The sequence below is a fragment of the Streptomyces sp. MS06 genome (assembly GCF_047200655.1).
Taxonomy (GTDB): domain Bacteria; phylum Actinomycetota; class Actinomycetes; order Streptomycetales; family Streptomycetaceae; genus Streptomyces.
On sequence record NZ_JBJZOJ010000033.1, the window covers coordinates 56,457 to 81,346 of the forward strand.

Annotated in this window: 23 protein-coding genes, 1 tRNA gene and 1 pseudogene; 10 read left to right on the plus strand and 15 right to left on the minus strand. The window is 73.4% G+C overall.

The window, feature by feature from the left end:
• Position 1 precedes the first annotated feature (1 nt).
• Entirely contained in the window at positions 2–1,405 is a 1,404-nt protein-coding gene (locus ACL02U_RS19185) for a glutamine synthetase (RefSeq protein ID WP_412792089.1), read from the minus strand.
• 278 nt (positions 1,406–1,683) lie between these two features.
• Here ACL02U_RS19185 and ACL02U_RS19190 point away from each other — a divergent pair, with 278 nt between their 5' ends.
• Complete coding sequence (locus ACL02U_RS19190; RefSeq protein ID WP_412792090.1) at positions 1,684–2,553, plus strand: Cof-type HAD-IIB family hydrolase; 870 nt, start codon at positions 1,684–1,686, stop codon at positions 2,551–2,553.
• A gap of 100 nt (positions 2,554–2,653) precedes the next feature.
• On the plus strand, positions 2,654–3,895 hold the full coding sequence (locus ACL02U_RS19195; RefSeq protein ID WP_412792091.1) for an amidohydrolase: 1,242 nt from the start codon (positions 2,654–2,656) through the stop codon (positions 3,893–3,895).
• 235 nt (positions 3,896–4,130) lie between these two features.
• On the opposite strand, the gene ACL02U_RS19200 is transcribed toward ACL02U_RS19195, so the two are convergent.
• Together ACL02U_RS19200 and ACL02U_RS19205 are read right to left on the minus strand one after the other, a co-directional pair.
• Positions 4,131–4,745 (minus strand): endonuclease, encoded by a 615-nt coding sequence (locus ACL02U_RS19200; RefSeq protein ID WP_412792115.1) that lies wholly within the window; start codon positions 4,743–4,745, stop codon positions 4,131–4,133.
• Positions 4,746–4,929: 184 nt separating this feature from the next.
• Positions 4,930–5,967, minus strand: a complete 1,038-nt coding sequence (locus ACL02U_RS19205; protein WP_412792092.1) for a hypothetical protein — start codon at positions 5,965–5,967, stop codon at positions 4,930–4,932.
• A 182-nt stretch (positions 5,968–6,149) separates the two neighbouring features.
• Between ACL02U_RS19205 and ACL02U_RS19210 the strand changes: the two genes are divergently transcribed.
• A complete protein-coding gene (locus ACL02U_RS19210; protein WP_412792093.1) occupies positions 6,150–7,223 on the plus strand; it encodes a zinc ribbon domain-containing protein in 1,074 nt (357 codons plus the stop codon).
• A gap of 168 nt (positions 7,224–7,391) precedes the next feature.
• On the opposite strand, the gene ACL02U_RS19215 is transcribed toward ACL02U_RS19210, so the two are convergent.
• Positions 7,392–8,222, minus strand: a complete 831-nt coding sequence (locus ACL02U_RS19215; protein ID WP_412792094.1) for an alpha/beta hydrolase — start codon at positions 8,220–8,222, stop codon at positions 7,392–7,394.
• A 178-nt stretch (positions 8,223–8,400) separates the two neighbouring features.
• On the opposite strand from ACL02U_RS19215, the gene ACL02U_RS19220 reads away from it, so the two are divergent.
• Positions 8,401–9,588 (plus strand): thiolase family protein, encoded by a 1,188-nt coding sequence (locus ACL02U_RS19220; RefSeq protein ID WP_412792095.1) that lies wholly within the window; start codon positions 8,401–8,403, stop codon positions 9,586–9,588.
• A 317-nt stretch (positions 9,589–9,905) separates the two neighbouring features.
• Here ACL02U_RS19220 and ACL02U_RS19225 read toward each other — a convergent pair whose 3' ends face one another.
• Positions 9,906–10,388, minus strand: coding sequence for an SDR family oxidoreductase (locus ACL02U_RS19225; protein WP_412792096.1), 483 nt, complete (start codon positions 10,386–10,388; stop codon positions 9,906–9,908).
• Between ACL02U_RS19225 and ACL02U_RS19230 the strand changes: the two genes are divergently transcribed.
• Positions 10,321–10,677, plus strand: a complete 357-nt coding sequence (locus tag ACL02U_RS19230) for a hypothetical protein (protein WP_412792097.1) — start codon at positions 10,321–10,323, stop codon at positions 10,675–10,677. The genes ACL02U_RS19225 and ACL02U_RS19230 overlap by 68 nt on opposite strands.
• 231 nt (positions 10,678–10,908) lie before the next feature.
• Here ACL02U_RS19230 and ACL02U_RS19235 read toward each other — a convergent pair whose 3' ends face one another.
• Positions 10,909–11,685, minus strand: coding sequence for an SDR family oxidoreductase (locus ACL02U_RS19235; protein WP_412792098.1), 777 nt, complete (start codon positions 11,683–11,685; stop codon positions 10,909–10,911).
• A 115-nt stretch (positions 11,686–11,800) separates the two neighbouring features.
• Between ACL02U_RS19235 and ACL02U_RS19240 the strand changes: the two genes are divergently transcribed.
• Both ACL02U_RS19240 and ACL02U_RS19245 read left to right on the plus strand, forming a co-directional pair.
• Positions 11,801–12,511 carry a TetR/AcrR family transcriptional regulator gene (locus ACL02U_RS19240; RefSeq protein ID WP_412792099.1) on the plus strand — a complete coding sequence of 237 codons (711 nt, stop codon included), beginning with the start codon at positions 11,801–11,803 and terminating at the stop codon, positions 12,509–12,511.
• A complete protein-coding gene (locus ACL02U_RS19245) occupies positions 12,511–13,263 on the plus strand; it encodes a cobalt-precorrin-6A reductase (protein WP_412792100.1) in 753 nt (250 codons plus the stop codon). Before ACL02U_RS19240 ends, ACL02U_RS19245 begins: the two co-directional genes overlap by 1 nt.
• Positions 13,264–13,421: 158 nt before the next feature.
• Here the strand turns inward: ACL02U_RS19245 and ACL02U_RS19250 are convergent, their stop codons facing one another.
• From ACL02U_RS19250 to ACL02U_RS19260, 3 genes are all read right to left on the minus strand, one after another.
• Positions 13,422–15,497 (minus strand): MDR family MFS transporter, encoded by a 2,076-nt coding sequence (locus ACL02U_RS19250; protein WP_412792101.1) that lies wholly within the window; start codon positions 15,495–15,497, stop codon positions 13,422–13,424.
• Between the two features lie 84 nt (positions 15,498–15,581).
• On the minus strand, positions 15,582–16,355 hold the full coding sequence (cobF, locus tag ACL02U_RS19255) for a precorrin-6A synthase (deacetylating) (RefSeq protein WP_412792102.1): 774 nt from the start codon (positions 16,353–16,355) through the stop codon (positions 15,582–15,584).
• A 45-nt stretch (positions 16,356–16,400) separates the two neighbouring features.
• Positions 16,401–16,994: a DUF309 domain-containing protein gene (locus tag ACL02U_RS19260; protein WP_412792103.1), complete on the minus strand. Its 594-nt coding sequence runs from the start codon at positions 16,992–16,994 to the stop codon at positions 16,401–16,403.
• 102 nt (positions 16,995–17,096) lie between these two features.
• Here ACL02U_RS19260 and ACL02U_RS19265 point away from each other — a divergent pair.
• Positions 17,097–17,170, plus strand: a tRNA-Pro gene (locus tag ACL02U_RS19265).
• A 274-nt stretch (positions 17,171–17,444) separates the two neighbouring features.
• Here the strand turns inward: ACL02U_RS19265 and ACL02U_RS19270 are convergent.
• From ACL02U_RS19270 to ACL02U_RS19285, 4 genes and pseudogenes are all read right to left on the minus strand, one after another.
• Positions 17,445–18,098, minus strand: a complete 654-nt coding sequence (locus tag ACL02U_RS19270) for a hypothetical protein (RefSeq protein WP_412792104.1) — start codon at positions 18,096–18,098, stop codon at positions 17,445–17,447.
• 235 nt (positions 18,099–18,333) lie between these two features.
• Positions 18,334–19,161: a ZIP family metal transporter gene (locus tag ACL02U_RS19275; protein WP_412792105.1), complete on the minus strand. Its 828-nt coding sequence runs from the start codon at positions 19,159–19,161 to the stop codon at positions 18,334–18,336.
• Positions 19,162–19,404: 243 nt separating this feature from the next.
• Positions 19,405–19,758: a hypothetical protein gene (locus ACL02U_RS19280; protein WP_412792116.1), complete on the minus strand. Its 354-nt coding sequence runs from the start codon at positions 19,756–19,758 to the stop codon at positions 19,405–19,407.
• Between the two features lie 32 nt (positions 19,759–19,790).
• Positions 19,791–20,015: pseudogene (locus ACL02U_RS19285) on the minus strand (amidohydrolase); the annotation flags it as partial.
• A 243-nt stretch (positions 20,016–20,258) separates the two neighbouring features.
• Between ACL02U_RS19285 and ACL02U_RS19290 the strand changes: the two are divergent.
• Positions 20,259–21,242 (plus strand): aldo/keto reductase, encoded by a 984-nt coding sequence (locus ACL02U_RS19290; RefSeq protein WP_412792106.1) that lies wholly within the window; start codon positions 20,259–20,261, stop codon positions 21,240–21,242.
• A 118-nt stretch (positions 21,243–21,360) separates the two neighbouring features.
• On the opposite strand, the gene iolB is transcribed toward ACL02U_RS19290, so the two are convergent.
• Positions 21,361–22,242 carry a 5-deoxy-glucuronate isomerase gene (iolB, locus tag ACL02U_RS19295; protein ID WP_412792107.1) on the minus strand — a complete coding sequence of 294 codons (882 nt, stop codon included), beginning with the start codon at positions 22,240–22,242 and terminating at the stop codon, positions 21,361–21,363.
• A 345-nt stretch (positions 22,243–22,587) separates the two neighbouring features.
• Positions 22,588–23,559, minus strand: a complete 972-nt coding sequence (gene iolC / locus ACL02U_RS19300) for a 5-dehydro-2-deoxygluconokinase (RefSeq protein WP_412792108.1) — start codon at positions 23,557–23,559, stop codon at positions 22,588–22,590.
• Positions 23,560–23,913: 354 nt separating this feature from the next.
• Here iolC and ACL02U_RS19305 point away from each other — a divergent pair, with 354 nt between their 5' ends.
• A complete protein-coding gene (locus ACL02U_RS19305) occupies positions 23,914–24,816 on the plus strand; it encodes a sugar phosphate isomerase/epimerase family protein (protein ID WP_412792109.1) in 903 nt (300 codons plus the stop codon).
• Positions 24,817–24,890: the final 74 nt, after the last annotated feature.

Consider the following 24,890-nt stretch of genomic DNA (forward strand, 5'->3'; position numbering starts at 1 on the left):
GTCAGTACGTCCACCGGTAGGCCGCCGCGACCTGCGCGTCGTCAAGCCCGGCGACGGCGGCGATCTCCCCCTCCCGCACCGCGCTCACCGCGTCGGCGAGGACCGGTCCCAGAGCGGTCCGCAGCAGCGCGTCGCCGCGGAACTCCGCCACCGCCTGAGCCAGCGAGGTCGGCAGCCGCCGCACCCCCCGGGCCGCGGCCTCCTCTCCACCCAGCAGTGCCGGGTCCCCCCTGACCTCCTCCGGCAGCACCGCGCCCGCGGTCACCCCGTCCAGGCCGGCGGCGATCAGGCAGGCCAGCGCCAGGTAGGGGTTGGCGGCCAGGTCGACCGGCTTCACCTCGACATTCGCCTCCCGGCCGCGACGGCCCACCGAACCGGTGATCACCCGCACCGCGCACTCGCGGGCCTCCGGACCCCACGCCGTGAAGACCCCTGCCCACTGCGACGGCTTGAGCCGCAGATAGCTGGCCGGGCTGGGCGCGGTCACCGCCGTCAGCCCCGGCAGATGGGCGAGCACCCCGGCGGTGAACGCCTCCGCCCGCGCGGTCATCCCGTACCGGCCCTCACCGCCGGCGTGCAGGTTGGCGCCGTCGTGCCAGGCGGACAGGTGTACGTGGCCGCCGTTGCCGACGCCGGCGGCGGCGACCGCAGGGGCGAACGACACGCGCAGCCCGTGCCGTTCCGCCACCGCCCGGACCGTCTGCCGCACCAGCACGCTGCGGTCGGCCGCCGCGACCGGGTCCAGCGCACCCACCGACAACTCGAACTGGCCCGGCGCGTACTCGGGGTGGAACTGCTCCACGTCGACGTCCTGAGCGGCGAGCGCCGCGAGCAGCTCGGCGGCGCAGTCGCCGAGCTCCACCTGCCGGGCCGCGCCGTACGCCGGGCCGCGGGTCGCGGGCACGAACTCCCCGTCCGGCGCGTCCCCGAGGCAGAACACCCACTCGATCTCGATGCCCGCGCGGAAGGTGATGCCGTGCCGTTCGGCGGCCTCGGCCACGGCACGCCGCAGCAGGGTCCTGCTGCATCCCGGATGCCGCGAGCCGTCCTGGTTGATCCGGTCGACCGGAGCCCAGGCCCAGCCCGGCTGCGCCTGCAGCGCCACCAGCCGGTCCAGGTCGGGGTAGAGGCGCAGGTCGCCGTCGGGGGAACCGAGCACATCGGTGGTGACGATGCCGTCGTCGCCGAGGAAGGTGTCGAACACCGGGGACATTCCGACGCCCCAGGTCGCGGCCGAGGGCAGCTTCGCGGTCGGGACCGTCTTCACCCGGCACACGCCCGCCGTGTCGACGTACGCCAGGACGATTCCGTGCACGCCCCGTGCGGCCAGCTCACCGCTCAGTGCGGTGGCCCGCTCCAGGTCGCCGGGACGTCCGCCGGGCACGGGGTCGGCATGGGTCGGCATGGGATCTCCTCGACGCTGGGCGGCCGGGTCACGAAAGGCGTACGGGGCCAGGCTTTCACGGCCGGGGCGCGGATCCGCGGCACCGCGGCCCCCGGTGTCCGGGCCCACCGGGCGGCCGAGACCCGACGGGCGGCCGGGACCCGCTGGGCGGCCGGGGCCCGCCGGGTGAGGCCCGGACCGGCCCGAGGCCCGGGAGCCTCCGCCGGGTGAAGGCCGCGCCCGGGCGCCGGTCATCCCCCGTTAGGGTGACGGGGCAGCCCCCGTCACGGAAGCAGGACATGCCCTACTCGCCCGCGCCACTCGCCGCCGACGCCGTACCCGCCGCGGCCCGTGCCGACATCCGCCTCGTCGTCACCGACATGGACGGCACCCTCCTGGACGACGACAAGAAGGCCCCGGACGGTCTGCACGGGATCCTCGGGCAACTGCGAGCCCGCGGTGTGCTGTTCAGCCCGGCGAGCGGCCGCCAGTACGCCACGCTGGCCGCGGAGTTCACCGGCGTCGCCGACGGCATGGTGTTCATCGCCGAGAACGGCACCTACGTGGTGCGGGACGGCGTCGAGCTGAGCAGCGATCCCATGGACCGGACCGCCGCCGACCGGATCGTGGCGGCCACCAGGCGGCTGGCGGCCGGCGGTGCGGACGTGGGACTCGTGCTGTGCGGCAAGAGGTCCGCCTACGTGGAGCGCTCGGACCGGGCCTTCCTGGCCGAGGTCGGCAGCTACTACCTCCGGCACCGGGTCGTGGACGACGTCACCGCGGTGGAGGACGACGTCATCAAGGTCGCCCTCCACACCTTCGGCTCCGCCGAGACCGTCGTCGCACCGGCGCTCGCCGAGTTCGCCGCCACACACCAGGTCGTGGTCTCCGGCGCGCACTGGGTCGACGTCATGAACCGCACCGCCAACAAGGGCGCCGCCGTCCGCGGACTCCAGCGCGAACTGGGCATCACCCCGGCGCAGACCATGGTGTTCGGCGACTACCTCAACGACCTCGAGATGCTGGACGCCGCCGAATGGTCGTTCGCCATGGCCAACGCCCATCCCGACGTCGTCCGCCGAGCCCGCCACCTGGCCCCCTCCAACAACGAGAACGGCGTGCTGCGCACCCTCGCGCAGGTGCTGGAGCTGGAACCGGCCGGTCACTGACGCCCGCCGCCGGAGCCGGCTGCTGCGGCGGGCGCCGCACCCCCAGAATGGGTGCGACGGCGCGCGCCGGACGCGACGGCGCCCGCGAGAGGGGAGCGACGTGGCCGAACCGGACGCCGCGGCACGGCTGACCGTGGAGCTGACCGCCGGGCTGAGCACCGCCGACCTGGCGGACTTCTACCAAGACCTGCACCGCCACCCGGAACTGTCCTTCCGGGAGCACCGCACCGCGGCGAAACTCGCCGGACGGCTGAAGGCGGCGGGATACCAGGTGACGGAGGGCGTCGCGGGGACCGGTGTCGTCGGTGTGCTGTCCACCGGAGCCGGCCCGGTGGTGTGGCTGCGGGCCGACCTGGACGCGCTGCCGGTCGAGGAGGCCACCGGCCTGCCGTACGCCTCCGCCGCCGGCGGTGTCATGCACGCCTGCGGCCACGACCTGCACGTCACCTGGCTGGCCGCGGCCGCCGACGCGCTCGCCGCGGCGCGGGACGTCTGGTCGGGCACCGTGGTCGTGATCGGGCAGCCCGCAGAGGAGGCCGGCGGCGGAGCGGCCGCGATGGTCGCCGACGGACTGCACGAGCGGTTCCCGCGCCCCGACGTGCTCCTCGGGCAGCACGTGGCACCCGGGCCGCCCGGTCTCTACCCGCACAGAGCGGGGCTGGTGATGTCGGCCTCCGACGACGTCGACGTGGTCGTCCACGGCGTCGGAGGACACGGCTCGCGGCCCGAGGCCACCGTCGACCCCATCGTCACGGCGGCCCACATCGTCACGCGCTTGCAGACGGTCGTCTCCCGCGAGGTCGCCGCACGCGAGTCGGCGGTGCTGACCGTGGGCCGGTTCGAGGCCGGTACGGAGCACAACGTCATCCCGGACCGGGCGCGGCTCGCCCTCAACCTGCGCACGCAGGACCCTTCGGTGCGCCGGCGGGTCCTCTCCGCCGTGCGGCGCGTCGTGGACGGCGAGTGCCGTGCCGCGGGCTGCCCCGCACCCCCGGGATTCGAGGTGGTGTCCGGCTACCCCGCCACCTTCAACGACGCCGGACTGGACGCCGAGGTCGCCGCCGTGCACCGGGCCCTGTTCGGCGCGCAGAGCGTGATCGACGCCGGCCCGGTGATGGGCAGCGAGGACTTCTCCCTGCTGGCGCCGGAGGGGGTGCCGTACGACTACTGGTTCGTGACGTCCACCCCGGCCGCCGTGTGGGAGGCGGCGCCGGGGGAGGGGCTGCTGGAGAAGTTCGACGCCGTTCCCGGCAACCACAGCCCGCTGTTCGCCCCCGACGCCTCGGTGCTGCTGCCCGGCGTGCGCACACTGGTGTCCGCCGCGCTCAGCCGGCTGGCGTAGGCGGGCGCGGGACGCGTCGGACGGTGCCGGCTTCCCGCCGCTCCCCGCTCCCCGACCGCCGACCGCTGATCGGCTGGCCTGGCGATGGTCGAGCCGACGTGGGCGGGCGAGCCGACCGGGCGACCGGGCGCCCGGGCGCCCGACCGGCTCGGGGAGTCGGCCTGGTCGCAGGTACGGGAGCCCCTCGATCCGGTCGTCGGCGCGGCTCGGCCTGCTCGGTTCGGCCTGCTCGGGCTCAGCCCGCTCGGCTCAGGCAGTCCTCGACGACGGCCTTGTCCAGTGAGGCCCGCACCAACGCCGCCGCCAGCGATGCCGGTTCGCCTTCTCCGGCGAGTTCCACGAGCGCGTCGGGGTCCTTCGGCAGGTGCAGCCGCTCGGCGCCCGACAGCGCCTTGCGGTCGAGATAGGGCACAGTCTCCGGCCACACCTGCTGCACCTCGCGCAGGAAGATGTCGGCGCCCACCGGTCCGAGGCCCGGGACCTCCTGGAGCAGCCGGCGCAACGCGGCGGTGTCGCCGCCGGCCTCCTCGCGCAACCGCCGCAGGTCACCGCCCCACCTGCCCTGCACCATCCGGGCCCCTTCACCGAGCAGGGTGGCGGTGCGTTCGTCGTAGCGCCGGTAGCCGCCCCGGCCGAGCGCGTCCACCCGCTGCTGCCAGTCGGCGTCGGCCATCCGCTCCGGATCGCGCAGCCCCGCCTCGGACAGTTCGCGGGCGGCGGCGACGGCCACCGAGGCGCGGATCCGGGCGCTGAGCAGCACGGCGAGGACGAGCAGCCGGTACAGCGGCTGGGGGGTGTCCTTCAGCCGGATGCCCGCCTCCGCGGCGTACGTCCGCCCGTGCCCGCGCATCAGCTCGCGCACCAGGCGCCGGTCGTCGGTCACGGCTTCCCTCTCTCGTTCAGCGGGCCTCGACGCCTCCCGCGCCGACCTCGCCCCACAGGCGGCTCGGCGCAACCACTCCATGGGTCCGCGAGTGCCCCGGGCGCACCGCTGCAAACGCTGTGCGGCCCCGCTGCCACGGGACGGGTGCCCGTCAGGCGTTCAGGGCGTCGAGCAGCCGGGTGTTCGCGCTCATGGCCTCGGCGGTTAGTTCCTGGCGGGCCAGGCGTGCCGCTTCCAGGCCGAGATCGGACTCGAGGTCGGGAGCCGGGATCCGATTCTCGGCAACTGCGTCGACCTGCGCCAGCGCCGACAGCGCGGCGCCGCTGTCGGCGAGGTCGGCGATGCGGTGGATCTGCTCCCACTCCCGGTGCGCGCGCACCGCCCGATCCACCGGGTGGATGTAGTCCTCGATGGACCGCACCACGGCGGCGTCCGCCGCTCTGGCCGCTGCCACGGCCTCGGCCTGCGGGCGCAGCGACGCGCGCACGTGCTCGGTGGCGGCCTCCTTGCTCAACCGATCCACCTCCCGGGTCAGCGGCGCGAGTTCCGCCATCCGGGAGGCAAGCCGCCACGCCTGCTCATGCAGTGCCTTGAGGACCTCGCCCGCGTCGAACGCCGGAGCCAGCAGCCGCTGTGCTTCCGCCACCCGTTCGTACGCCGACTGCACCCGCCGCAACAACTGGCATTCCTTGTAGCTCAGTTGGGAGAGCCGAACAAACCGGTCCCGACCCACGACGCAGGCTCGGTCGCCCGGTGTCAGTCTTCCCGGACCGACGAAGGTTCCATAGGGAAGGAGGCCGAGCACCGCCAGCCTGAGGATCGCGGTGCCAGGCGAGAGATCGGGCAGGATCACGAACGAAATCCCCAACGGCAGGAACAACGGCAGGCTCAGCAACCCCTGGATGGCCAGGACCCCGTTGATGTTGGCCCGACGGTCCACCGCGTTCCAGGGGACGTAGGCGAACACGCCCAGCATCCCGATCACCCACGCGAGCACCGGTCCGGCCGCATACGCCGCGACCGACGTCACCGCGACGACCAGGCACCAGACGACGGCACCCGCTGCAATCCGCTCGCGCCGAAGCTGGTGGAAGCGAGGCTCGGTCCCCGGGGCCGCTTCGTACAGCTCTGCCGTGTTCGAACGCAGCCCCGTCAACACGTCGGCGGGCAGGGACGGATCGAACACCATCTCCCCGTTTTCGTACACGTGGACGACAGGGCCGGCTCGGTCAGTCATAGGCTCACCAACTTCGTTAGTCATCCCTAGTGTTGCGTATGTATGGTTGGGTTCATGGAGCTGCTGCGTACATCCAGGGCCGCGAAGCGTCCCAGCGGACCGGGCACACGGTCGCGCTGGGTGTGGACTGGGGCTTGAACACCCTGCTGTCCGCCGGGGCGGCCCGTCTCCACGACGACGGGCGTATCACCCCGCTTGGCGCGGGCGGCATGTTCCGGGCCTGTGGTGTCCTGGCCAAGCAGCACCGTCTGCGGCGCCTGTCCGAGGACCTGCACGCCAAGGCCGACCGGTACCAGCGGCTCATCGACGGTGACGCCGGGCATCCGCTGGCCGGCAGGCGGGAGGTCCTCGCCCAGGAGATCCGGCACGTCTGCGACCGGCGCTCCAACCTCAACGACTCGCTCGCCTGGGCCGCCGCACGGTGGGCCGTCGACCAGGCGGTTGCCGCCTCGGCGACGGTGATCTACGTCGAGGACCTCCGCTCGATGGAGGCCCTGGGGATGGGCCGCACCCACAACACGCGCATGTCCCAGACGGTGCGCGGGCAGATCGTGGACCGCATGCGGCACCTGGCCGCCGAGACCGGTATCGCCGTCGTCACCGTCCCGGCACGGAACACCTCCAAGCACTGCCCGCGGTGCCTCACACCACTGCGGCACCGAAAGGCACCAGACCGGCCCACGAAGCCGGGATGGAAATGGGCTGTCTGCGGCTCCTGCGGCTACCAGGGCGACCGCGACGCCGGCGCGTGGAAACGCATCGCCGCCCGCGGCTTCACCCACCAGGCAAAGACTGTGGTGGACCGCGCCAGCGGCGCCATGGTCATCCGCAGCGTGGTGGACGAGCTCGAAGCCGCAGCCGTGGTCACCCCGACCGCCAAGACCAGCCGGAAGGACCGGTCGAAGACCGGACCCACCCGGCGTCATGCAGCACGTCCGACGCCCAGGCGACGCCGGACACCCTCCCCCGCCAGGCCGCAGGGCCCGGCGGGCAAGCGTCCGGAGGGACACGCTCACACGGCCCGGACCCGGCTGCCCCGCGCAGCCCACCGGGACCAGGACGTGACGACGATCAGCACACCCACCACCCGGCACAGGCCACGAGGGGCGGCGTTGGGCGCGGGCTTCCACTTGCACACTCACGCCACCCCTCCACACTGGGCAGAACCCGAACCAGACACTACGACTCGCATTGGTTCGCTCAGCTGATTAGAGACGCTCCTGCCGTTCGACAGGGAGAGGCGGACCCCGGCTTCCGGCCGGCGGTGAGGGAAGGCCACGTCTCGGGGCCAACTCCAGACCAGGCACAGCACCTTGCCCGAGCCGGTGCACGACCGCCACCGGTGGGCCGGGATCCGGTCCCGGGCTCGCTCCTGCTCATCGACCGGGGTCGATGAGCACGCTGTCCAGGAACCGGGTCAGCTCGGCGAAGGCCTCCGCCCGGTCGGTCTCGTGGAACACCTCGTGCCGGGCGCCCGGGAAGATCCGCTCGGTCAGCGCGCCTCCGCTCAGCCGCTCGACACCGGTGCGGCTGCCGGGGAGGGGGACCAGTCGGTCGTCGTCGCCGTGCAGCCACAGCACCGGGAGCCTTCCGACGTCGCCGGACCGGGCGACGGTGTCCAGCGTGCGGACGAACGCCAGGAGCGTCGGCCGTTTCATCGGGCCGTGCCATACCAGGGGGTCCGCCGCGTACGCCGCACCGACGGAGGGGTCGCGGGACAGCGCGGCCGGGCTGACCGGGACGTCGGGGATCTCGCCGAGCTCCGCTGCCCGGTCGAGCAGTCGGCGCGGGGTCCTCCAGTCGCCGATCACCGGTCCCGACAGCACCAGCGTGGTGAGTGAGTCGCCGTACCGCTGGGCGTAGCGGGCGGCGATCAGACCGCCCATGGAGTGGCCGATCAGGACGACCGGCGCGTGCGGGTGCGCGGAGCGGGCGAGGGCGGCCACCGCGTGCACGTCGGTGACCACGTCCTCGAAGTCGTCGATCACCACGCGCTCGCCCGCCGACCGCCCGTGGCCGACGTGGTCGGGCCCGTAGACTGCCGCGCCGTGGGTGCGCAGCACCTCGGCCACCTCGGCGTAGCGGCCGGCGTGTTCGCCGTAGCCGTGCGCGATCAGGACGACGCAGCGGGGCCGCTCCCGCGGCCATTCGCGGACCGCGAGGACGCCATGGGTCCCGCTCAGGAGGTGCGTGCGGGCGTCCGTCATGTCTCCTCCAGACTTCGTCGTTCGTCGTTCGTCGTTCGGCTCCGGCACCGGCAACCGGCGCCGGTGAGGGCGCGGGATCTCGGAGGATCTTCCCAGAGTGCGGGTGGACGGTCTATAGTCCAAAACTAGCAGTGCTAATTAATGGTCTCAGCTGAGCGATGACGGTCAGGAGTCTGTAGTGCGTCCCGTCCACTTCGCGGCCGCCCGCCGCACGCCCATCGGCAAACTGCGCGGAGCCCTCTCCGCGGTGCGCCCCGACGACCTCGCCGCCGCCGTGCTGCGCGGACTCGTCGCCGATGTGCCCGCACTCGACCCGGCCCGCGTCGACGACGTCTACTGGGGAGCCGCCAACCAGGCCGGCGAGGACAACCGCAACGTGGCCCGCATGGCGGCCCTCCTCGCCGGGCTTCCCGAGTCCGTCCCCGGGGCGACCGTGAACCGGCTGTGCGCATCCGGACTGGAGGCGGTCACGGCCGCCGCCCGCACCATCGCGGCGGGCGAGGCCGACATCGTGCTCGCCGGCGGGTCGGAGTCGATGAGCCGCGCGCCCTTCGTGCTGCCGCGCCCGGACGAGGCGCTGCCGCACCGTATGGAGACCGCCGACACCCGGCTGGGGTGGCGCCTGGTCAACCCGGCGATGAAGGATCTGCACGGTCTGCTGTCCATGGGGGAGACCGCCGAGGAGGTCGCCGAGCGGTACGGCGTCCCGCGCGAGCGGCAGGACGAGTTCGCCCTGCGCAGCCACCGGTTGGCGGCGCTGGCGCGCAAGAACGGCCATTTCGACCACGAGTTGCTGCCCGTCGAACGCCCCGACGGCGTGGTCGTCGACGCCGACGAGTGCATCCGCGAGGACACTTCTCCCGAGCGGCTGGCACGGCTCAAGCCGGTCTTCCGGGCCGGCGGCACGGTCACCGCGGGAAACGCCTCACCGATGAACGACGGCGCCGCCGGACTGCTGCTGGTCAGCGAGGAAGCACTGAACGACCTCGGCCTCGAGTCCATGGGCCGGTACGTGGCCGGGGCGTCGGCCGGCGTGCACCCCGACGTGATGGGTATCGGCCCGGTCCCGGCCACCCGCAAGGTCCTCGGTCGGGCCGGCTGGGAACTCGGCGACGTGCAGGAGGCCGAGTTCAACGAGGCCTTCGCCGCCCAGGCGCTCGCCTGCGTCGACCAGCTCGGCATCGACCCCGACCTGGTCAACCCCAGCGGGGGCGCCATCGCCCTGGGCCACCCGCTCGGCTGCTCCGGCGCCCGCATCCTGACCACTCTGCTGCACCGGATGCGCCGCACCGGATCGCACCGGGGCCTGGCCACCATGTGCGTCGGCGTCGGCCAGGGCAGCGCTCTCCTCGTCGAACGGCACTGACGCCGCGGCGGGCCGGACGCGTCCCGTCCCGTCCGCCGCACCGGCGGGCCCGGGCGTCGCTCCGCCCGGGATGCCCTGCGAGGGGTGCCCGCCGGGTGGGTCCTCCTGCGGATCCTCGACAGGCCGACATGCCGGGGAGGCAGGCCGAGGTCGGCCTCGGGAACGTGACGATCCGCCTGGCCGGTGAGTACGGCGAGGCCGGCGGCTGAGGGTCGGGGCTCAGTCCCGAGTTGTGAGCCACACGTCGGCGCGGCGGGTCGAACAGTGGCTTCCGCAAGCGGCCGGCGACCGTCTCGCGTGAGCGGTGACGACGGGTGTCATGCCTGGACGGTGGGGCGAACGTTGATCTCGCCGATCTCGACGTCGCCGGGCTGCTCGACGGCGAAGGCCGCTGCGCGGGCGACTGCGGCCGGCGGGATGCCCATCGAGTCCATGCGCTCGCGCGTCTGCTCGCGGATACGTTGGTCTGCCATCGAGTCGGCGAGATCGGTGCGGATGTATCCCGGCGAGATGGCCGTCGTGCGCACCACCCCGTCGGTGGACTCCGCGCGCAGCCCCTCGTGGACGGTGCGGACCGCGTTCTTGGTCGCGGCGTAGACGGCCATCGTGGGGGACGCGCCGTTCAGGCCGGCCACGGAGACGATACTGATCAGGTGGCCCGAACCTTGCTTGCGGAAGACGGGCAGCGCGGCGGCGACGCCGTTGAGCATGCCGCGAAGGTTCACATCGATCATGGTCGACCAGCCTTCGGTGTCGAGGTCGGCGAGCGGGCTGATCGGGGCGACGCCGGCGTTGTTCACCCGAGTGGTCGACTACGCCGGGGTCAAGCGCGGCGTCCTGGCCGCGCTCGAGCCTGCGGCGTGGCAGGACCTCGTCGCCCACAGCCGGCACCCCATCGAAGGCGCCCTCGCCCAGCTGCTGGACGCGGGTAAGGCGGCCGGTTCCATCCGCACGGACGTGGACGCCCGCGGGGTCCTCCTGCTCATCGCCTTCCTCGGCCGACTGGACCGGGACGAATGGGCGTCAAGGGTACGGCCTCTGATGAACGTCATCCTCGACGGCCTTCGCCGACAGGACGGCGACCGGTGAGGACAGGCCGAAACCCGTCGACAAGTGGTCTCTGCTTCGACCGGCGAAGCCAGGACCTCGAGCGGGAACTTCGAGCGGGCCGTATGGGTCGCCCGACCGCCTGACAGCGCAGTCCGGTTGGGCCACCAGGGCCTCGGCCGCCATCGGCCGCCCGCTCACTCCGGTGGACCGGCCGTCGCTGACCGTGGCCGCCCCGGTCGACGGTCGGCCGTGCGGGCTCAGGCCGTGCGCTCAGACTATGCCGCCGTTGGCCCGCACGACCTGGCCGTTCACCCAGCGCCCGGCCGGACCGGCGAGGAACGACACCACCGAGGCGATGTCCTCCGGTGTGCCCAGGCGCTCCAGCGGCGGCTGGGCGGCCAGACGGGCGACGGTCTCCTCGTCCTTGCCGTCGAGGAACAGTTCGGTCGCCGTGGGGCCGGGGGCGACCGCGTTGACCGTGACGTCCCGGCCGCGCAGCTCGCGGGCCAGGATCAGGGTGAGCGCCTCGACGGCGCCCTTGCTCGCCGCGTACGCGCCGTAGCCGGGCAGTGCGAGGCCGAGCACGGACGTGGAGAAGGTGATCAGTGCACCGCCCGGGCGGATCCGGCGGGCCGCCAGCCGGGCCACGACGAAGGTGCCGCGGACGTTGGTGCGGTGCAGCGCGTCCAGTTCCGCGAGGTCCAGCTCGGCCACCGGGGCGAGCGCCATCCGGCCGGCCGCGTGCACGACCGCGTCCAGGCCCCCGTACCGTCGCTCGGCCGCGTCGAACAGCGCAGCGACCTGCTCCTCCTCGGCCACGTCGGCCTGGACGGCGATCGCCGCGCCGCCGGCGGCCTCCACCTCGCCGACGGCCTCCTCCGCGGCCTGCTTGTGCCCGGCGAAGCCGACGACCACGGCGAAGCCGTCGTCCGCGAGGCGGCGCACCGCCGCACGGCCGATGCCGCGGGATCCGCCGGTCACGATCGCGACCTTCCGGCCGGTGCCGGCGGGCCGGTCGACGGCAGTGGGTGCAGCAGTGGCAGTCATCATCAACCTCCGTTGTAGCGTCGCTCTCGATTCGACGTAATCGACGATAACACAGTTCCGTATCGACGCTAGGGGTAATTCGGTATCGGTGCTACGAATCGCGTAGACTGACCCCATGGACGTCAGGGAACGCATCCTCAAAGCAGCGACCGAGCTGCTGACCGCCTCGCCCGACGCGGACTTCTCCACCCGCGCGGTGTGCGAGGCCGCGGGCGTCGGCGCGCCCGTGCTGTACCGCCACTTCGGCGACAAGGCCGGGCTGCTCGCCGCCGTGGTGGACCAGGGCTTCGAGGAGTACCTGGAGTCCAAGCGCGTCGCACGCCCGGGCGCCGACCCCGTCCAGGACCTCCGGGACGGCTGGGACAACCACGTGCGCTTCGCCCTGGAGCACCCCAACCACTACCGGCTGATGTTCTCGCCCGGGCTGCCCGTGCCGCCCGACGCCGTCGACGAAGCGCACCAGCTCCTGCGCCGGTCGATCGACCGCTGCGCCGCCGCCGGGCGTCTCACCGCAGCACCCGAGCTGGCCGCCCGCATGGTGATGTCCGCCAACACCGGTGTCGCCCTGTCCCTGGTCGCCCGGCCGGCGGTCTACCGCGACCCGGCGTTCTCCGCCCGCGTCCGCGACGCCGTCATCGGCTCCGTCACCCAGACCGCCGGGGCCGCCGCGGACACCGCTTCGGCCGCCGACCCGGTCCCCGCGGCCGCGGCCACCCTGAGCGCACGGCTGCGCGATGTCCCACCGGGACTGAGCCCGGCCGAAGCAGCCCTGCTCCACGAGTGGCTGGACCGGCTGGCCCGCGGCACGGACGGCGCCCCCGCCTGATGGGCCCGGTCCGCCACATTCTGGTCCTCGGCGGCACCACCGAGGCCCGTCTGCTGGCCGCCGCGCTCGCCGCCCTGCCCGGGGTGCGGGTGACGACCTCGCTGGCGGGTCGGGTGGCTCACCCCGGTGCGCTCGACGGTGAGGTGCGTACCGGCGGCTTCGGCGGCGCCGAAGGCCTCGCCGCCTGGCTGAGGGAACAGCGCGTCGACGCACTCGTCGACGCCACCCACCCCTTCGCCGCCGCCATCACCGCGAACGCCGCGCGTGCCGCCGCACGCACCGGACGGGAGCTGGTGGTGTTGCGCCGTCCCGGCTGGCAGCCGTCGCCCGGCGACCGGTGGCGCTCCGTCCCCTCCCTGGAGGGCGCCGCCGAGCTGCTGCCCCGGCTGGGGCGCCGGGTGTTCCTGACCACCGGGCGGCTGGGCCTCGCCGCCTTCGCCGATCTGGCGGACCTGCACTTCGTGGTCCGCTCCGTGGAGCCGCCCGCCCCACCGCTCCCCGCCCGCGCCGACGTGGTACTGGCCCGGGGACCCTTCACCGTCGCCGACGAGCGGGCACTGATGCACCGCCACCGCGTCGACGTCCTGGTGACCAAGGACAGCGGGGGAACGGCGACGGCCGCGAAACTCACCGCCGCCCGGGAACTCGGGCTGCCCGTCGTGCTCGTCCGGCGGCCGCCGCTGCCCGACGGCGCGCAGACGGTGCCCGATGCGGACGGCGCGCTGCGGCAGCTGGGCCTGCGGCGGCCGTGACCGGACGCCGGCACCGCGCCGGGCATGCTGCCAATGCTCCGCGCCCGCTCACAGCCGCCTACCCGCCCGCTTCCTGCGCTTGCCCGCCCGCCCCCTGGGCCCTCCCGCCCCGTTCCCCGCTCCCGCCGCCGGGGGCTCCGGCCGCCGGTTCCGGACCGTCAGGCGGCCGCCACCGCCTCCGGCTGCCCCGCCGTCCCGGCCGGCCCGTCGCCGAGGTCCTCCACCAGCAGCCGCTTGGCGATCGTGTCGACCGCGGCGCGCAACTCCCGGCCGGTGGGGTGCCCCACGTCCCGTTCGACGCGCTCCTCCAGCCAGGATGCCCACGCCGAGGTGATCAGCGCGGCCTGGCGGGAGCCCGCCTCGGTGTGTGAGAGGAGGTTGCCGTGGCGGGTCAGGTACCCCTCCTCGACCATGCGGTCGAACACCGGCAGCAGCACCTCCGGCGGCAGGTGCCGGCGGGCGGCGATCAGGCCCAGCCCGGCGTGGCCGACCAGCCGGGTGAACAGCTCCACCTGCATCACCGCCCAGGCTCCCGCCACGTCGAGCCGGGTGCCCGAGCCCTGTACGATCCGGCGCGACGTGTCCGGGTCCGCGCTGCCGATGATCTTGGCCACGGCGGTCTCCAGCACCCGCTGCGAGTTCGCGTCCTGCGGGGTGGCGAAGCCCTCGCCCATGTCGGTGGAGCCCATCCGCGCGCTGTCCCGCAGCGGCACCTGCCTGAGGAACAGGGCGACCACGAAACCCAGCGCGGCGACCGGCACGGTCCACAGGAACACCGTCTGGATGGTGTCGGCGTACGCCTGGACGACCGGCGCGGCAGTCCCGGACGGCAACCGGTGGAGCCCCTGCGGGCTGGTCGCCGCGGCCGACAGCGACGCCGGGTCCACTCCGCTCGCCCGCGCGGCGGCCGCGACTCCGTCACGGAGGTTCGGGGCGAGCGAGTTGGCGTAGATCGTGCCGAAGACGGCGGTGCCGAAGGAGCTGCCCAGGGTGCGGAAGAAGGTGACGCCCGAGGTGGCGGTGCCCAGGTCCGCGTAGTCGACGGTGTTCTGCACGGCGATCGTGAGCACCTGCATGGACAGGCCGATGCCGGTGCCGAGTACGAACATGTACAGCGACTCCGGCCACACCCCCGTCGCCGGCCCCATCAGCGACATCAGATACAGGCCGAGACCCATCACCAGCGAACCCGCCACGGGGAAGAAGCGGTACCGGCCGGTCCTGCTGACCACGTTGCCGCTGAAGACCGACGCGATGAGCAGGCCGACGACCATCGGCAGCGTCCGCACCCCGGAGATCGTCGCCGAGTTGCCGTCGACGTACTGAAGGTACGTCGGCAGGTACGTCATCGCCCCCAGCATCGCGAAACCGACGATGAAGCTGAGGATCGAGCAGACAGTGAACACCGGGTTCCCGAACAGCCGCATCGGCAGCATCGGCTCCCGCGCCCGCGCCTCGGCCCAGCAGAACAGCCCCAGCGCGACCGCGCCGCCCGCGAACAGGCCGATGATGACGCCGGACCCCCAGGCGTACTGGTTGCCGCCCCAACTGGTCGCGAGGATCAGCGCACTCGCCCCGGCCGCCACCAGCGCGATCCCCAGGTAGTCGATGACCGGCCGGGACGCCGACCTCACCGCCGGGATCGTACGCGCGGCCGCGACGACGACCAGGATCGCGATCGGCACGTTGACGTAGAACGCCCACCGCCAGGTCAGATGGTCGGTGAACAGCCCGCCCAGCAGCGGCCCGATCACCGTGGCCACGCCGAACACCGCCCCGATGGCGCCCTGGTACTTGCCGCGTTCCCGGAGCGGGACGACATCGGCGATCAGCGCCATCGCCGTCACCATCAGCCCGCCCGCGCCCACGCCCTGCACCGCCCGCCAGACGATCAGCAGGGTCATGTCGGTCGACAGGCCGCACAGGAACGAGCCGCTGATGAACACGACCGCCGAGACCTGGAAGACCGCCTTCCGCCCGAACAGGTCGCCGAACTTGCCCACCAGCGCCGTGGCCACGGTCTCCGCGAGCAGATACGAGGTGACCACCCACGACATGTGCTCGGCACCGCCCAGGTCCGACACGATCGTCGGCAGTGCCGTGCCCACGATCGTCTGGTCGAGGGCCGCGAGCAGGACCCCCAGCATGATCGTCGCGAAGACGATGTTCCGGCGGCGGGTGTCCAGAACGGGCGGCCGGCCGGCGGGAGCGGCGGTTTCCTCGGCGACTGTCACGAGGACACGGTCACACCCGCATGCCACCCCCGCACCCGCAGCGGTCCGTACGGGCGGCGGGTCAGGTGCCCTCCGGGCCGCGGGTCAGGTGTCCTCCGGGCCGCGGCGCAGCAGATACGTGTCCATGATCCAACCCTTGCGCTCGCGGGCCTCGGCCCTCAACCGCTCGATCCGCGGGGCCGCCTCGGCGATCGGACCGGACTCCAGGATCTCGTCCGGGGTGCCCAGGTAGGCGCCCCAGTAGATCTCCATGTCCTCGCCCGCGTACCGGAGGAAGGCCTGGTGGGCGTCGAGCATCACCACCACGTCGTCCACGCCCTCCGGGAAGCCCTCCGCCAGTCGGCGGCCCGTCGTGATCTGCACCGGCCGTGCCACCCGGTTCAGCCCCGTCCGGTGCCGGGCCGCCAGCGAGGCGACGCTGCTGATGCCGGGCACGACGTCATAGGCGAAGTCGACCGTGCCCCGCCGAAGCACCTCGTCCAGAATCCCGATCGTGCTGTCGTACAGCGCCGGGTCGCCCCACACCAGGAACGAGCCGGTCCCGTCCTCGTCCAGCTCCCCGGCGATCAGCCGCTCGTAGATGTCCGCCCGTGCCCGGCGCCAGTCGCCGACGGCCGGCGAGTAGGCGGCGCCGCCCGCCCCGCGGTCGCGCTGCGGGTCCCGCGCCTCGACCACGCGGTACGCGCCCTCGGGCAGATGGGCCCGCAGCATGTCCCGGCGCAACCCCGTGAGGTCGCTCTTCGCCTCGCCCTTGTCCAGGACGAAGAACACGTCCGTCTCCCGCAGCGCCGCGACCGCCTGGAGGGTGAGCTGCTCGGGGTCGCCCGCACCGATACCGATGACCTGAATCTTCCGCACGCCCCGAGTCTGCCGTACGCGGCCTCCGGCGACGGCACCGCCCGGCTAACCGAGCAGCCGGGGCCCCGCGCGCCTGGCGTCCACCGGCCCGTGAGCGCGCTCGACCTCGCTCGCCAGGTCCCGCGCCCAACGGGCCAGACCCGGCAGGTCCATGCCGTAGGGCCGCCGCTCGCCCGTGGCGGCCGACCACTCGGCCACCGCCACGGCTCCGCGCCGCAGCAGTCGTGCCCCGCCCGTCGCGTTCCCGCGAGCGGCGTGCGTCAGGCCGACGGCCAGTTGCGCCAGACCCCGCCACAGCGACCGCTCCCGCGCCGGCCCGGACTTCCAGGCGTCCTCGAAGACCTCGTGCGCGTGAAACGGCTTGCCGGCGTCCAGCAGCGCCTGCGCCTGCGCGACGGTCTCCTCCGGACGGCGCACCACCCCCTCGGGCTGCCGCGGCATCCCCTGCGCGCCGTACGGCAGGGGCCGCCCGAGCCCGTCCCGGGGCCGGGCGTTGCGGGCCCGGCCCGCCTCGTCCCGGTCCCGGCCGCCCGCCGCCCGGCCGCCCGCCGCCCGGCCGCCCGCCGCCCGGCCGCCCGCCGCCCGGCCGCCCGTCGCTCGGCCGTAAGCAGCCCCACCCGTCCGTCCAGTACCGTCCATACGCCCGATTGTCCCCCGCCCGCCGTCGGGCGTCCCGCAGGCCTTCCGGCGTGAGGTAGAGTGCTCTTCGCGCGATCACGCGGGGCACCGCGCGAAGCGCATCGGGACGTGGCGCAGCTTGGTAGCGCACTTGACTGGGGGTCAAGGGGTCGCAGGTTCAAATCCTGTCGTCCCGACTCGTGAGAGTCGCAGGTGAGGGTCGGTTTCGGTGTCGTCCGAAACCGACCCTTGATTATTTTTGGGGATCAGTCGGGACCGGTGCCCCTGACCGTTGTCGACGGGGACGACGATCGGGCTCGGCGACGAGCGCGGTGCGCGCAGCACGCTGAGGTGTGCGGAGACCACTGCTCCGGCGGCCGTGATCCCGTGTACGTCCGGGCGTCATCGTGGAGTCGGGCGCGGGAACCACCCGAATCCCCTCCCCCTCCCTCTCCCTCTGCGACTGTCCGATCAGGAGCCCCATTCGTCGCAGTACTCGATGTGGATCTCCCGAGCGTCGCCGAGGATGCCGTCGTTGGAGTGGAGCTCCGTGCAGAAGTAGGGGTGGTTCGGGTGGACGGGGACGTAGCCGGGCCCGTTGCGAGCGACGTCGAGGAAGTGCCGGGCGGTCTCCCTGAACACCTTGGCACTGCCGGTCATGAACAGGGTCTCGGCGTGGAGGTGCTGGTGGAACAGGTCCCGGTTCTCCCGGTGGTGCCGCGCCTCGTGGTCGACTTCGACATCGCTCTCGAGCTCTGGACCGGGCAGTGTCACGGTCCGCGGAAGGCCCGCACCGAGGCGGTGGCGGAGCTCTTTCCAGCGTGCGGGCGCGAACTGCAGCGAGTGATGCAGCAGCACGAGATCCAGGCGGCGTGTCGCGTCCTCCGGCAGGGTGCGGGAGGGCGGCTTGTTGCCGCGGATCGGCAGGTGGATCAGCGCGCGAGGTGACGTGGCGGCGAGTACCCACAGGCCACCGATCCAGCGTGCGGCGTCCTCGTCGAGGTAGGCGTCCAGGTGCCGGTCGTGATCGACGAGTACCGCGTGGGGTACCGGCCCGGCAGGACGGATGACCTTGAAGTCCCTTGATCCGAGGCGTGCGTGCCGGATGGTGATGGGCAGTCGCATCGGCTCTCCGTTCGTTTCGCACGTCCCGCGAGACCCCTCGGCCGCGCGGGGCCGCCACATCTCGCCCGCGCCGGGTCGGCCGACGACGAGCACAGGCACGCCCTACGCCGTGGCGCTCCCACCGGCGGGCAGGCGCGGGCCGGCGCGGTCCGGGCTCGGCCCACGGCCCGTCGCGCTGGACGGGCGCCGGGGGCGCAGAGGTGCGGTGGTCGCCGGCGCGGGAGTGTCGCCGCCTTCAGGCGCCGGCTGCCGTGACCACGGCGTCGGTGGCGAAACCCAGCAGGAGGCCGAGCAGGATTCCCCAGGTCGTGAGGGTCTTCAGCCCGGTCCTGCGGGCGACGGCGAGCAGTTCGATGACCACGTAGAGGATCGACCCGGCGGCGAGGCCGAGGAACGCGATCGACAGCGTGTCGTCGACCAGGTGCTGGCCGATGAGGGTGCCGAGGAAGGTGGGGCCGCCGCCGATCAGGCCGAGCCACAGCAGGGTCGACCAGGACGGGCGTTCGCCCTCGGCGGCCAGGGGGGCGACGATGCCGAAGCCCTCGGTGGCGTTGTGGAGGCCGAACCCGATGATCAGCAGCAGGGCGAGGGACAGTTCGCCCTGGGCGGCGGAGTTGCCGATGGCCAGGCCCTCGGCGAAGTTGTGCAGGCCGATGCCGGTGGCGATCATCAGCGCGAGTGAGCCCGCCTGGCTGCGGGTCCTCGGGGCCAGTTCGGCGGTGGCAGCGGCACCGGGCCCGGTCGGGCGTGCGGTGGCGGCACGGCGGCGGCCGACCCAGGCGTCGTAGTGGACGAGTCCGGCCAGCCCGATCGTGAGTCCTGCGGCCAGGGTGACACCCCCGGACGCGACGTTCGCCCATGCGTGCTTGCTCAGCGCCTCGTCGACCGGTTCCCAGGCGTGGGTCAGGACGTCCCAGACGAGGAAGGTCAGGATGCCGATGGCCACGGCGTTCAGACCCGCCTTGAGGCGCGGTGCGGGCGTGCGCAGGCGACCGACGGGAAGGCCGAGGTAGATGGTGAAACCCGCGATGGCGCCGAGTAGGGCGATGTTCGCGCTGGACATGAGGGACTCCGGCCTTTCGTACGCGGGAAGCACGCCAAAACTAAGTCAGGTAAGGCTCGCCTAACAAGGTGTGGGGCTCTGCTGCCGGGAGATTTGGCGAAACCGTTACGGGCAGTGCGGCGCGGGATTCCTCCGCGGTTGGCCTCCGCGCGCCGTTCGCTCCGCGGGCCGGGCCGAGGGAGTCGCCGGCGCGGGCGCCGAACCGCGGTGCACGGCCCTGGTTCGGATGGAACGGCACGCGAGTCAGGAAGCGATGGGTCCGGTGAGCCAGGTGCGGGCGGCCACGACCAGCGCCTGCACTCCGGTGCTCAGCGTCGGCTCGACGACCGGGGCGAAGTACGCGGAGTGGTTGCTCGGCAGCGAGTCGCTGTTCCCGGAGGCGAGAGCCGCGGCGGCGGTCTCGGTGTCGAGGCCGCCCCAGAACCAGAAGACGGTGGGCACGCCCGCGGCGTCGCCGAAGACGCCGACGTCCTCGCTGGCGGCGACCGGGGGCATCGGCAGCAGGCGGTCCTCGCCGAAGTGCGCCGAGAACGCCGACACGGTGGCCGCGGTCGCCTCCGGGTCGCTGACCAGCAGCGGGGCGCTGTGCGTCCACACGATCTCGGGGGGCTTGGGCGCCGCCCCGGCCTGGCGCGCACCGTCACCACCGGCCCGTCACCGTTGCGCAGCACGCCGACCACACCCGTGCCGCCAGCCTGCTCGGAGGTCTCGAAGCCGACGGCACGGAGCGATCGGGCGAGGAGCCCGGCCGTGCGGTGCTCCCGCAGCGACAGTTCGGGATGCTCGTGCAGGTCGCGGTAGAGACCTGCGAGATCCGCGCTCAGCTCGCCGAGCTCGTTCCATACGCCCGCCATGAGGAACCCGCAGGGGCGTTCCGCACCGTCTTGTAGCCGCAGTTGATCATTGCGCCACTCTCCGCTCCCCGCTCCCCGCTGCTCCGCGAGCGCGAAGCGGACCACGACCACCTTCCGCGGGCTCCTGCGGGGCTTCGGCCTGCCGCGACGGTCCCGGGCGCGGCCCGCGCTTGACCTGAAGTGCGCTCCAGGCTGCAGACTCCCCGGCGAGCCGGACGGTCCGGCCGAGGAGGAGGAAGCACCGTGAGACACCGCACGATCGGCAGCGCCCCGGCCACCCGCCGCGAGGTGAGCGTGCTCGCGCTCGGCGCGATGCTGTTCGGCTCCCGCACCGACGAGGACACCTCCTTCGCGATCCTCGACCGCTATGTCGAGGCCGGCGGGAACTTCATCGACACCTCCGACAACTACGCGTTCTGGACCGACGGCGGTCAGGGCGGGCAGAGCGAGGAACTCCTCGGGCGCTGGCGGCGCAGTCGGGGGATCGGCGACGAGGTGGTCATAGCGACGAAGCTCGGCGCCCGACCGCTCGCCCCGGGCACCGGTTTCGTCGACAATCCGGAGGGCCTGTCGGCGAAGGTGATACAGGAGTCCGCGCGCCGCAGCCGCGAACGCCTCGGCGTGGAGCGACTGGACCTGCTGTACGCGCACATCGAGGATCGCACCGTCCCCGTCGAGGAGACCGTGGAGGCCTTCGCCGGGCTCGTCGCGGAGGGTGCCGTCGGCCTGCTCGGGGTCAGCAACCACGCCGTCTGGCGGGTGGAACGGGCCCGTGCGCTGGCCGCGGCCGCGGGCCTGCCGGGATACGAGGTGCTGCAGTACCAGCACAGCCACCTGCGCCCGCGCACCGACATGCCCAGCGGTCTGTTCCCCGAGGGCTCCCTCGGACATGCCGGCGCCGAGCTGCTGAGCTACCTGCGGGCCGAGCCGGGACTGGTACTGGTCGCCTACTCGCCGCTGCTCGCCGGCGCGTACACCCGGGCGGACAAGCCGCTGCGGGCGGACTTCGAACACCCCGGCACCCCCGCTCGGCTGGCCGCCCTGGGGGAGGTGGCCCGGGAGGCCGGCGCCACTGTCAACCAGGTCGTGCTGGCCTGGCAGATGGGTTCCGGGCTGCCGATCGTTCCGCTGGTGGGTGCGTCCTCGGTGGCACAGCTGGAGGAGAGCCTGGCCGCGGTCGACCTCGAGCTGACGGAGGATCAGCGGGCACGACTGGACGAGGTGTGAACTCGAAGGCGGCGGCCGTGCCGGTGTCGTCCAGGCCGGCCCGCGCCGGCAGGGCGAGGATCCCCTCGGCAGTTCGGCAGTTCGGCGGATCGGATGGGGCGGATGGGGCGGCAGACGTTCAGCGGGGCGTCCTGGGTGCGGCGCACAGGGGCAGCCGGGAGTCCACGGCCCGGCCGGCCCAGGTGTCGCGGATCCAGGCGTGGTCGGGGTGGTCGCGGATCAGCCAGGCCCGCTCGGCTCCCGGGCCGGCCATGACGTTCAGGTAGTACATGTGGTGGCCGGGCACGGCCATGGACGGCCCGTGCCAGCCGTCCGGGACGAGCACCACGTCGCCGTCGCGGACCTCGGCCAGCACATCGGTGCCGCCGCCCCGCCCGGAGGGCGAGACCCGCTGGTAGCCGAGGCCCGGGATGCCGTCGTGGGCGGCGAACTCGAAGTAGTAGATCTCCTCCAGCCGGGACTCCTCGCCGGGCCGGTGCTCGTCGTGCTTGTGCGGCGGGAACGACGACCAGTTGCCGCCGGGGGTCAGCACCTCGACCGCGATCAGCTTGTCGCAGTCGAAGACGCCCGCCGCGCCGAAGTTGTTGACCTGGCGGGAGCAGTTGCCGGCGCCGCGCAGTTCGACCGGGACGGACGAGGCCGGACCGTAGCGGGCGGGCAGCCGCCGGGTGCAGCGGGCGCCGGCCAGCGCGAACCGGCCGCCGTCCGCTGAGCCGACGGTCACCCCGGTGTCCCGGGGGACGTAGGCGAAGTCGCTCACCGCGCTGAACACGCTCGCCCTGCCGTGCAACCGGAAGGTCTCCTCACCCGTGTCGACGGTGCAGGCCCCCGCCAGCGGGAGGACGATCCACTCGCTGTCGCCGGTGTCGAAGGTGTGCGAGCCGCCGGGGGGCAGCCGCAGCACCCGCAGGCCCGCATGGCCCCAGCCGGCGGTCTCGGGGGAGATGTCGACGGCACGGACGCCCCGGCCGGTCTTTCCTGCGGGGATGTGGCAGCTCATGAGAGGTCCGTTCCTCCGGGTCGGGTCCGGGACACAGCAGACGGCGGCCGGTGCCCGCCGCCCTCTCCAGAGTGTCCCCGTCCGGGCACCTCAGCCAGCGGTCGACCACCGTGTCGCGCGTGCCGGTCGACCACCGTGTCGCGCGTGCCGGCCGACCACCGTGTCGCGCGTGCCGGTCGACCGCGATGCCCTGCCGGCGCCCGCGGGCCCGCCGCGCCTTGCGCCCCGGTGGGCCGGCGATCCGCCGGGGCCGCGGTGGGGCCGCCGGTCCACCCGGCCGCCGCGGATCCGGGTGACTGCCGGCGGGAGACGCCCGGGTAGTGCGTGGCAGTCCCGTGCGGGCACTCAGGGGGCGCCACGCGTGAGGAGGCGGTCGACCTCCGCCGGGGTCGGCATCGCCGACGAGCAGGCGAGGCGGGATGCGACGAGAGCGCCTGCCGCGTTGGCGTACCGCATGATCCGCTCCAGCTCCCACCCGGACAGCAGGCCGTGGCAGAGCGCACCGCCGAAGGCGTCGCCCGCGCCGAGACCGTTGACCACCTCGACTCGCACCGGCGGAACCTCCGCGGTGGTGCCGTCGCGGTGCACGGCGAGTACGCCACGCGGGCCCAGCTTGACGACCGCCAGTTCCACGCCCGCCGACAGCAGGGCCTCGGCGCAGGCCCACGGCGCGCTCACACCGGTTGCCACTGCGCACTCCTCCAGGTTGCCCACGGCCACCGTGGCGTGCCGCAGCGCCTCCGCGTAGTACGGGCGGGCCGTCCCGGTGTCCCGCCAGAACATGGGGCGCCAGTCCAGGTCGAAGACGGCGGTACCGGCCCCGGCGCGGGCCTCCAGGGCGGCGAGCGTGGCCGACCGGCTCGGCTCCTCGCTCAGCCCGGTGCCGGTGACCCAGAAGACGCGGGCCGCGCGGACGGCGGCGAGATCCAGCTCCTCGGCGCGGATCTCCAGGTCGGGGGCCTTGGGCCGGCGGTAGAAGTACAGCGGGAAGTCGTCGGGAGGGAAGACCTCGCAGAAGGTGACCGGTGTCGGGTACGCGGCAACGGGCGTGACCCAGCGGTCGTCCACTCCGAACTCCTTCAGGGCCCGGTGCAGATACACGCCGAACGGGTCGTCCCCCGTTCGGGTGATCACGGCGGCGGTGCGGCCCTGGCGGGCGGCCGCGACCGCCACGTTGGCGGCCGAACCGCCGAGGAACTTGCCGAAGGTCTCCACGTCGGCCAGGGGCACGCCCGACTGCAGAGGGTAGAGATCTACACCGATGCGGCCCATCGTGATCAGGTCGAAGGACGGGGCGGACCGGTCCGGCTCGGCCATGTGCGACGCTCCTCGGGAGATGAAGGGGACGGGAATGAGGGACGGGAAGTGACCGGGCGGGAAGCGACGGGCCGGGAGCCTGCCGCCCCCGGGAGCCTGCCGCCCCCGGGAGCCTGCCGCCCCCGGGAGTGGTGCCGGAAGCCGGCACGGCCCCTAGCGTGTACCCATCGTCCCCTTCCCCTCCCTCCCTGATCACTACCTCCCCCTCCCAGCCTCCCCCCTTCCCCTCGGTCCGCCCCCTCCCGCCGTACGGCGAGGTACGGGAACGACGGATCGCTTCGCACAACCGGGCAGTCCGAGGGAACGAGCGCAGCGTGCCCACGGCGCGCCCGACACCGGAAGGAACCTTCTGACATGCCTGCTGTCCTCGACCGCATCCGGGTCGGCTCGGCCCCCGACTCCTGGGGCGTGTGGTTCCCCGACGACCCGCGGCAGGTGCCCTGGCAGCGCTTCCTGGACGAGGTGGCCGAGGCCGGGTACCGGTGGATCGAACTGGGCCCCTACGGCTACCTGCCGACCGACCCCGCCCGCCTCAACGACGAGGTGGAACAGCGCGGTCTGAAGGTCTCCGCGGGCACCGTCTTCACCGGCCTGCACCGCGGTCCCGAGGAGTGGGAGCGCACCTGGGAGCACGTCTCCCGGGTCGCCGGACTGACGCGGGCGACGGGCGCGAAGCACCTGGTGGTCATCCCGTCGTTCTGGCGGGACGACAAGACCGCCGAGTTGCTGGAACCCCCCGAGTTGACCCGCGAGCAGTGGGCTCATCTCACCCGGGGTACGGAACGGCTCGCGCGCCGGGTGCGGGACGCCTACGGCCTCGACATCGTCGTCCACCCGCACGCCGACACCCACATCGACACCGAGGCGCACGTCGTGCGCTTCCTCGACTCCACCGACGCCGACCTGGTCGGCCTCTGCCTGGACACCGGGCACTACGCCTACTGCGGCGGCGACAGCGTCAAGCTGATCGAGACCTACGGCGAGCGCATCGGCTACCTGCACCTCAAGCAGGTCGACCCGGACATCCTCGCCGAGGTGGTGGCCGGCGGAGTGCCGTTCGGGCCGGCGGTGCAGCGCGGCGTGATGTGCGAACCACCGTCGGGTGTACCGGCCCTCGAGCCCGTGCTGGCGGCCGCCCAGCAACTGGGCGTGGACCTGTTCGCCATCGTGGAGCAGGACATGTACCCGTGCGAGCCGGAGAAGCCGATGCCCATCGCGGTCCGCACCCGCAGGTTCCTCAGGTCCTGCGGCGCCTGAGGTCCGCCGGAGGCGGGTGACGGTGCCCGGCGCCGGGGGGGGGGGGGGGAGGGTATTCCACCGACAGGAGGGAG

Coding starts and splice junctions, on each gene's coding strand:
- ACL02U_RS19185 (WP_412792089.1), bottom strand. CDS start 1,405: ATGCCGACCCATGCCGACCCCGTGCCCGGCGGACGTCCCGGCGACCTG.
- ACL02U_RS19240 (WP_412792099.1), top strand. CDS start 11,801: ATGGACGTCAGGGAACGCATCCTCAAAGCAGCGACCGAGCTGCTGACC.
- iolB (WP_412792107.1), bottom strand. CDS start 22,242: ATGAGCTGCCACATCCCCGCAGGAAAGACCGGCCGGGGCGTCCGTGCC.
- ACL02U_RS19215 (WP_412792094.1), bottom strand. CDS start 8,222: ATGACGGACGCCCGCACGCACCTCCTGAGCGGGACCCATGGCGTCCTC.
- ACL02U_RS19270 (WP_412792104.1), bottom strand. CDS start 18,098: ATGCGACTGCCCATCACCATCCGGCACGCACGCCTCGGATCAAGGGAC.
- ACL02U_RS19305 (WP_412792109.1), top strand. CDS start 23,914: ATGCCTGCTGTCCTCGACCGCATCCGGGTCGGCTCGGCCCCCGACTCC.
- ACL02U_RS19200 (WP_412792115.1), bottom strand. CDS start 4,745: ATGCGCGGGCACGGGCGGACGTACGCCGCGGAGGCGGGCATCCGGCTG.
- ACL02U_RS19230 (WP_412792097.1), top strand. CDS start 10,321: ATGGTCGACCAGCCTTCGGTGTCGAGGTCGGCGAGCGGGCTGATCGGG.
- ACL02U_RS19260 (WP_412792103.1), bottom strand. CDS start 16,994: ATGGACGGTACTGGACGGACGGGTGGGGCTGCTTACGGCCGAGCGACG.
- ACL02U_RS19245 (WP_412792100.1), top strand. CDS start 12,511: ATGGGCCCGGTCCGCCACATTCTGGTCCTCGGCGGCACCACCGAGGCC.
- ACL02U_RS19190 (WP_412792090.1), top strand. CDS start 1,684: ATGCCCTACTCGCCCGCGCCACTCGCCGCCGACGCCGTACCCGCCGCG.
- ACL02U_RS19235 (WP_412792098.1), bottom strand. CDS start 11,685: ATGACTGCCACTGCTGCACCCACTGCCGTCGACCGGCCCGCCGGCACC.
- iolC (WP_412792108.1), bottom strand. CDS start 23,559: ATGGCCGAGCCGGACCGGTCCGCCCCGTCCTTCGACCTGATCACGATG.
- ACL02U_RS19275 (WP_412792105.1), bottom strand. CDS start 19,161: ATGTCCAGCGCGAACATCGCCCTACTCGGCGCCATCGCGGGTTTCACC.
- ACL02U_RS19205 (WP_412792092.1), bottom strand. CDS start 5,967: ATGGTGTTCGATCCGTCCCTGCCCGCCGACGTGTTGACGGGGCTGCGT.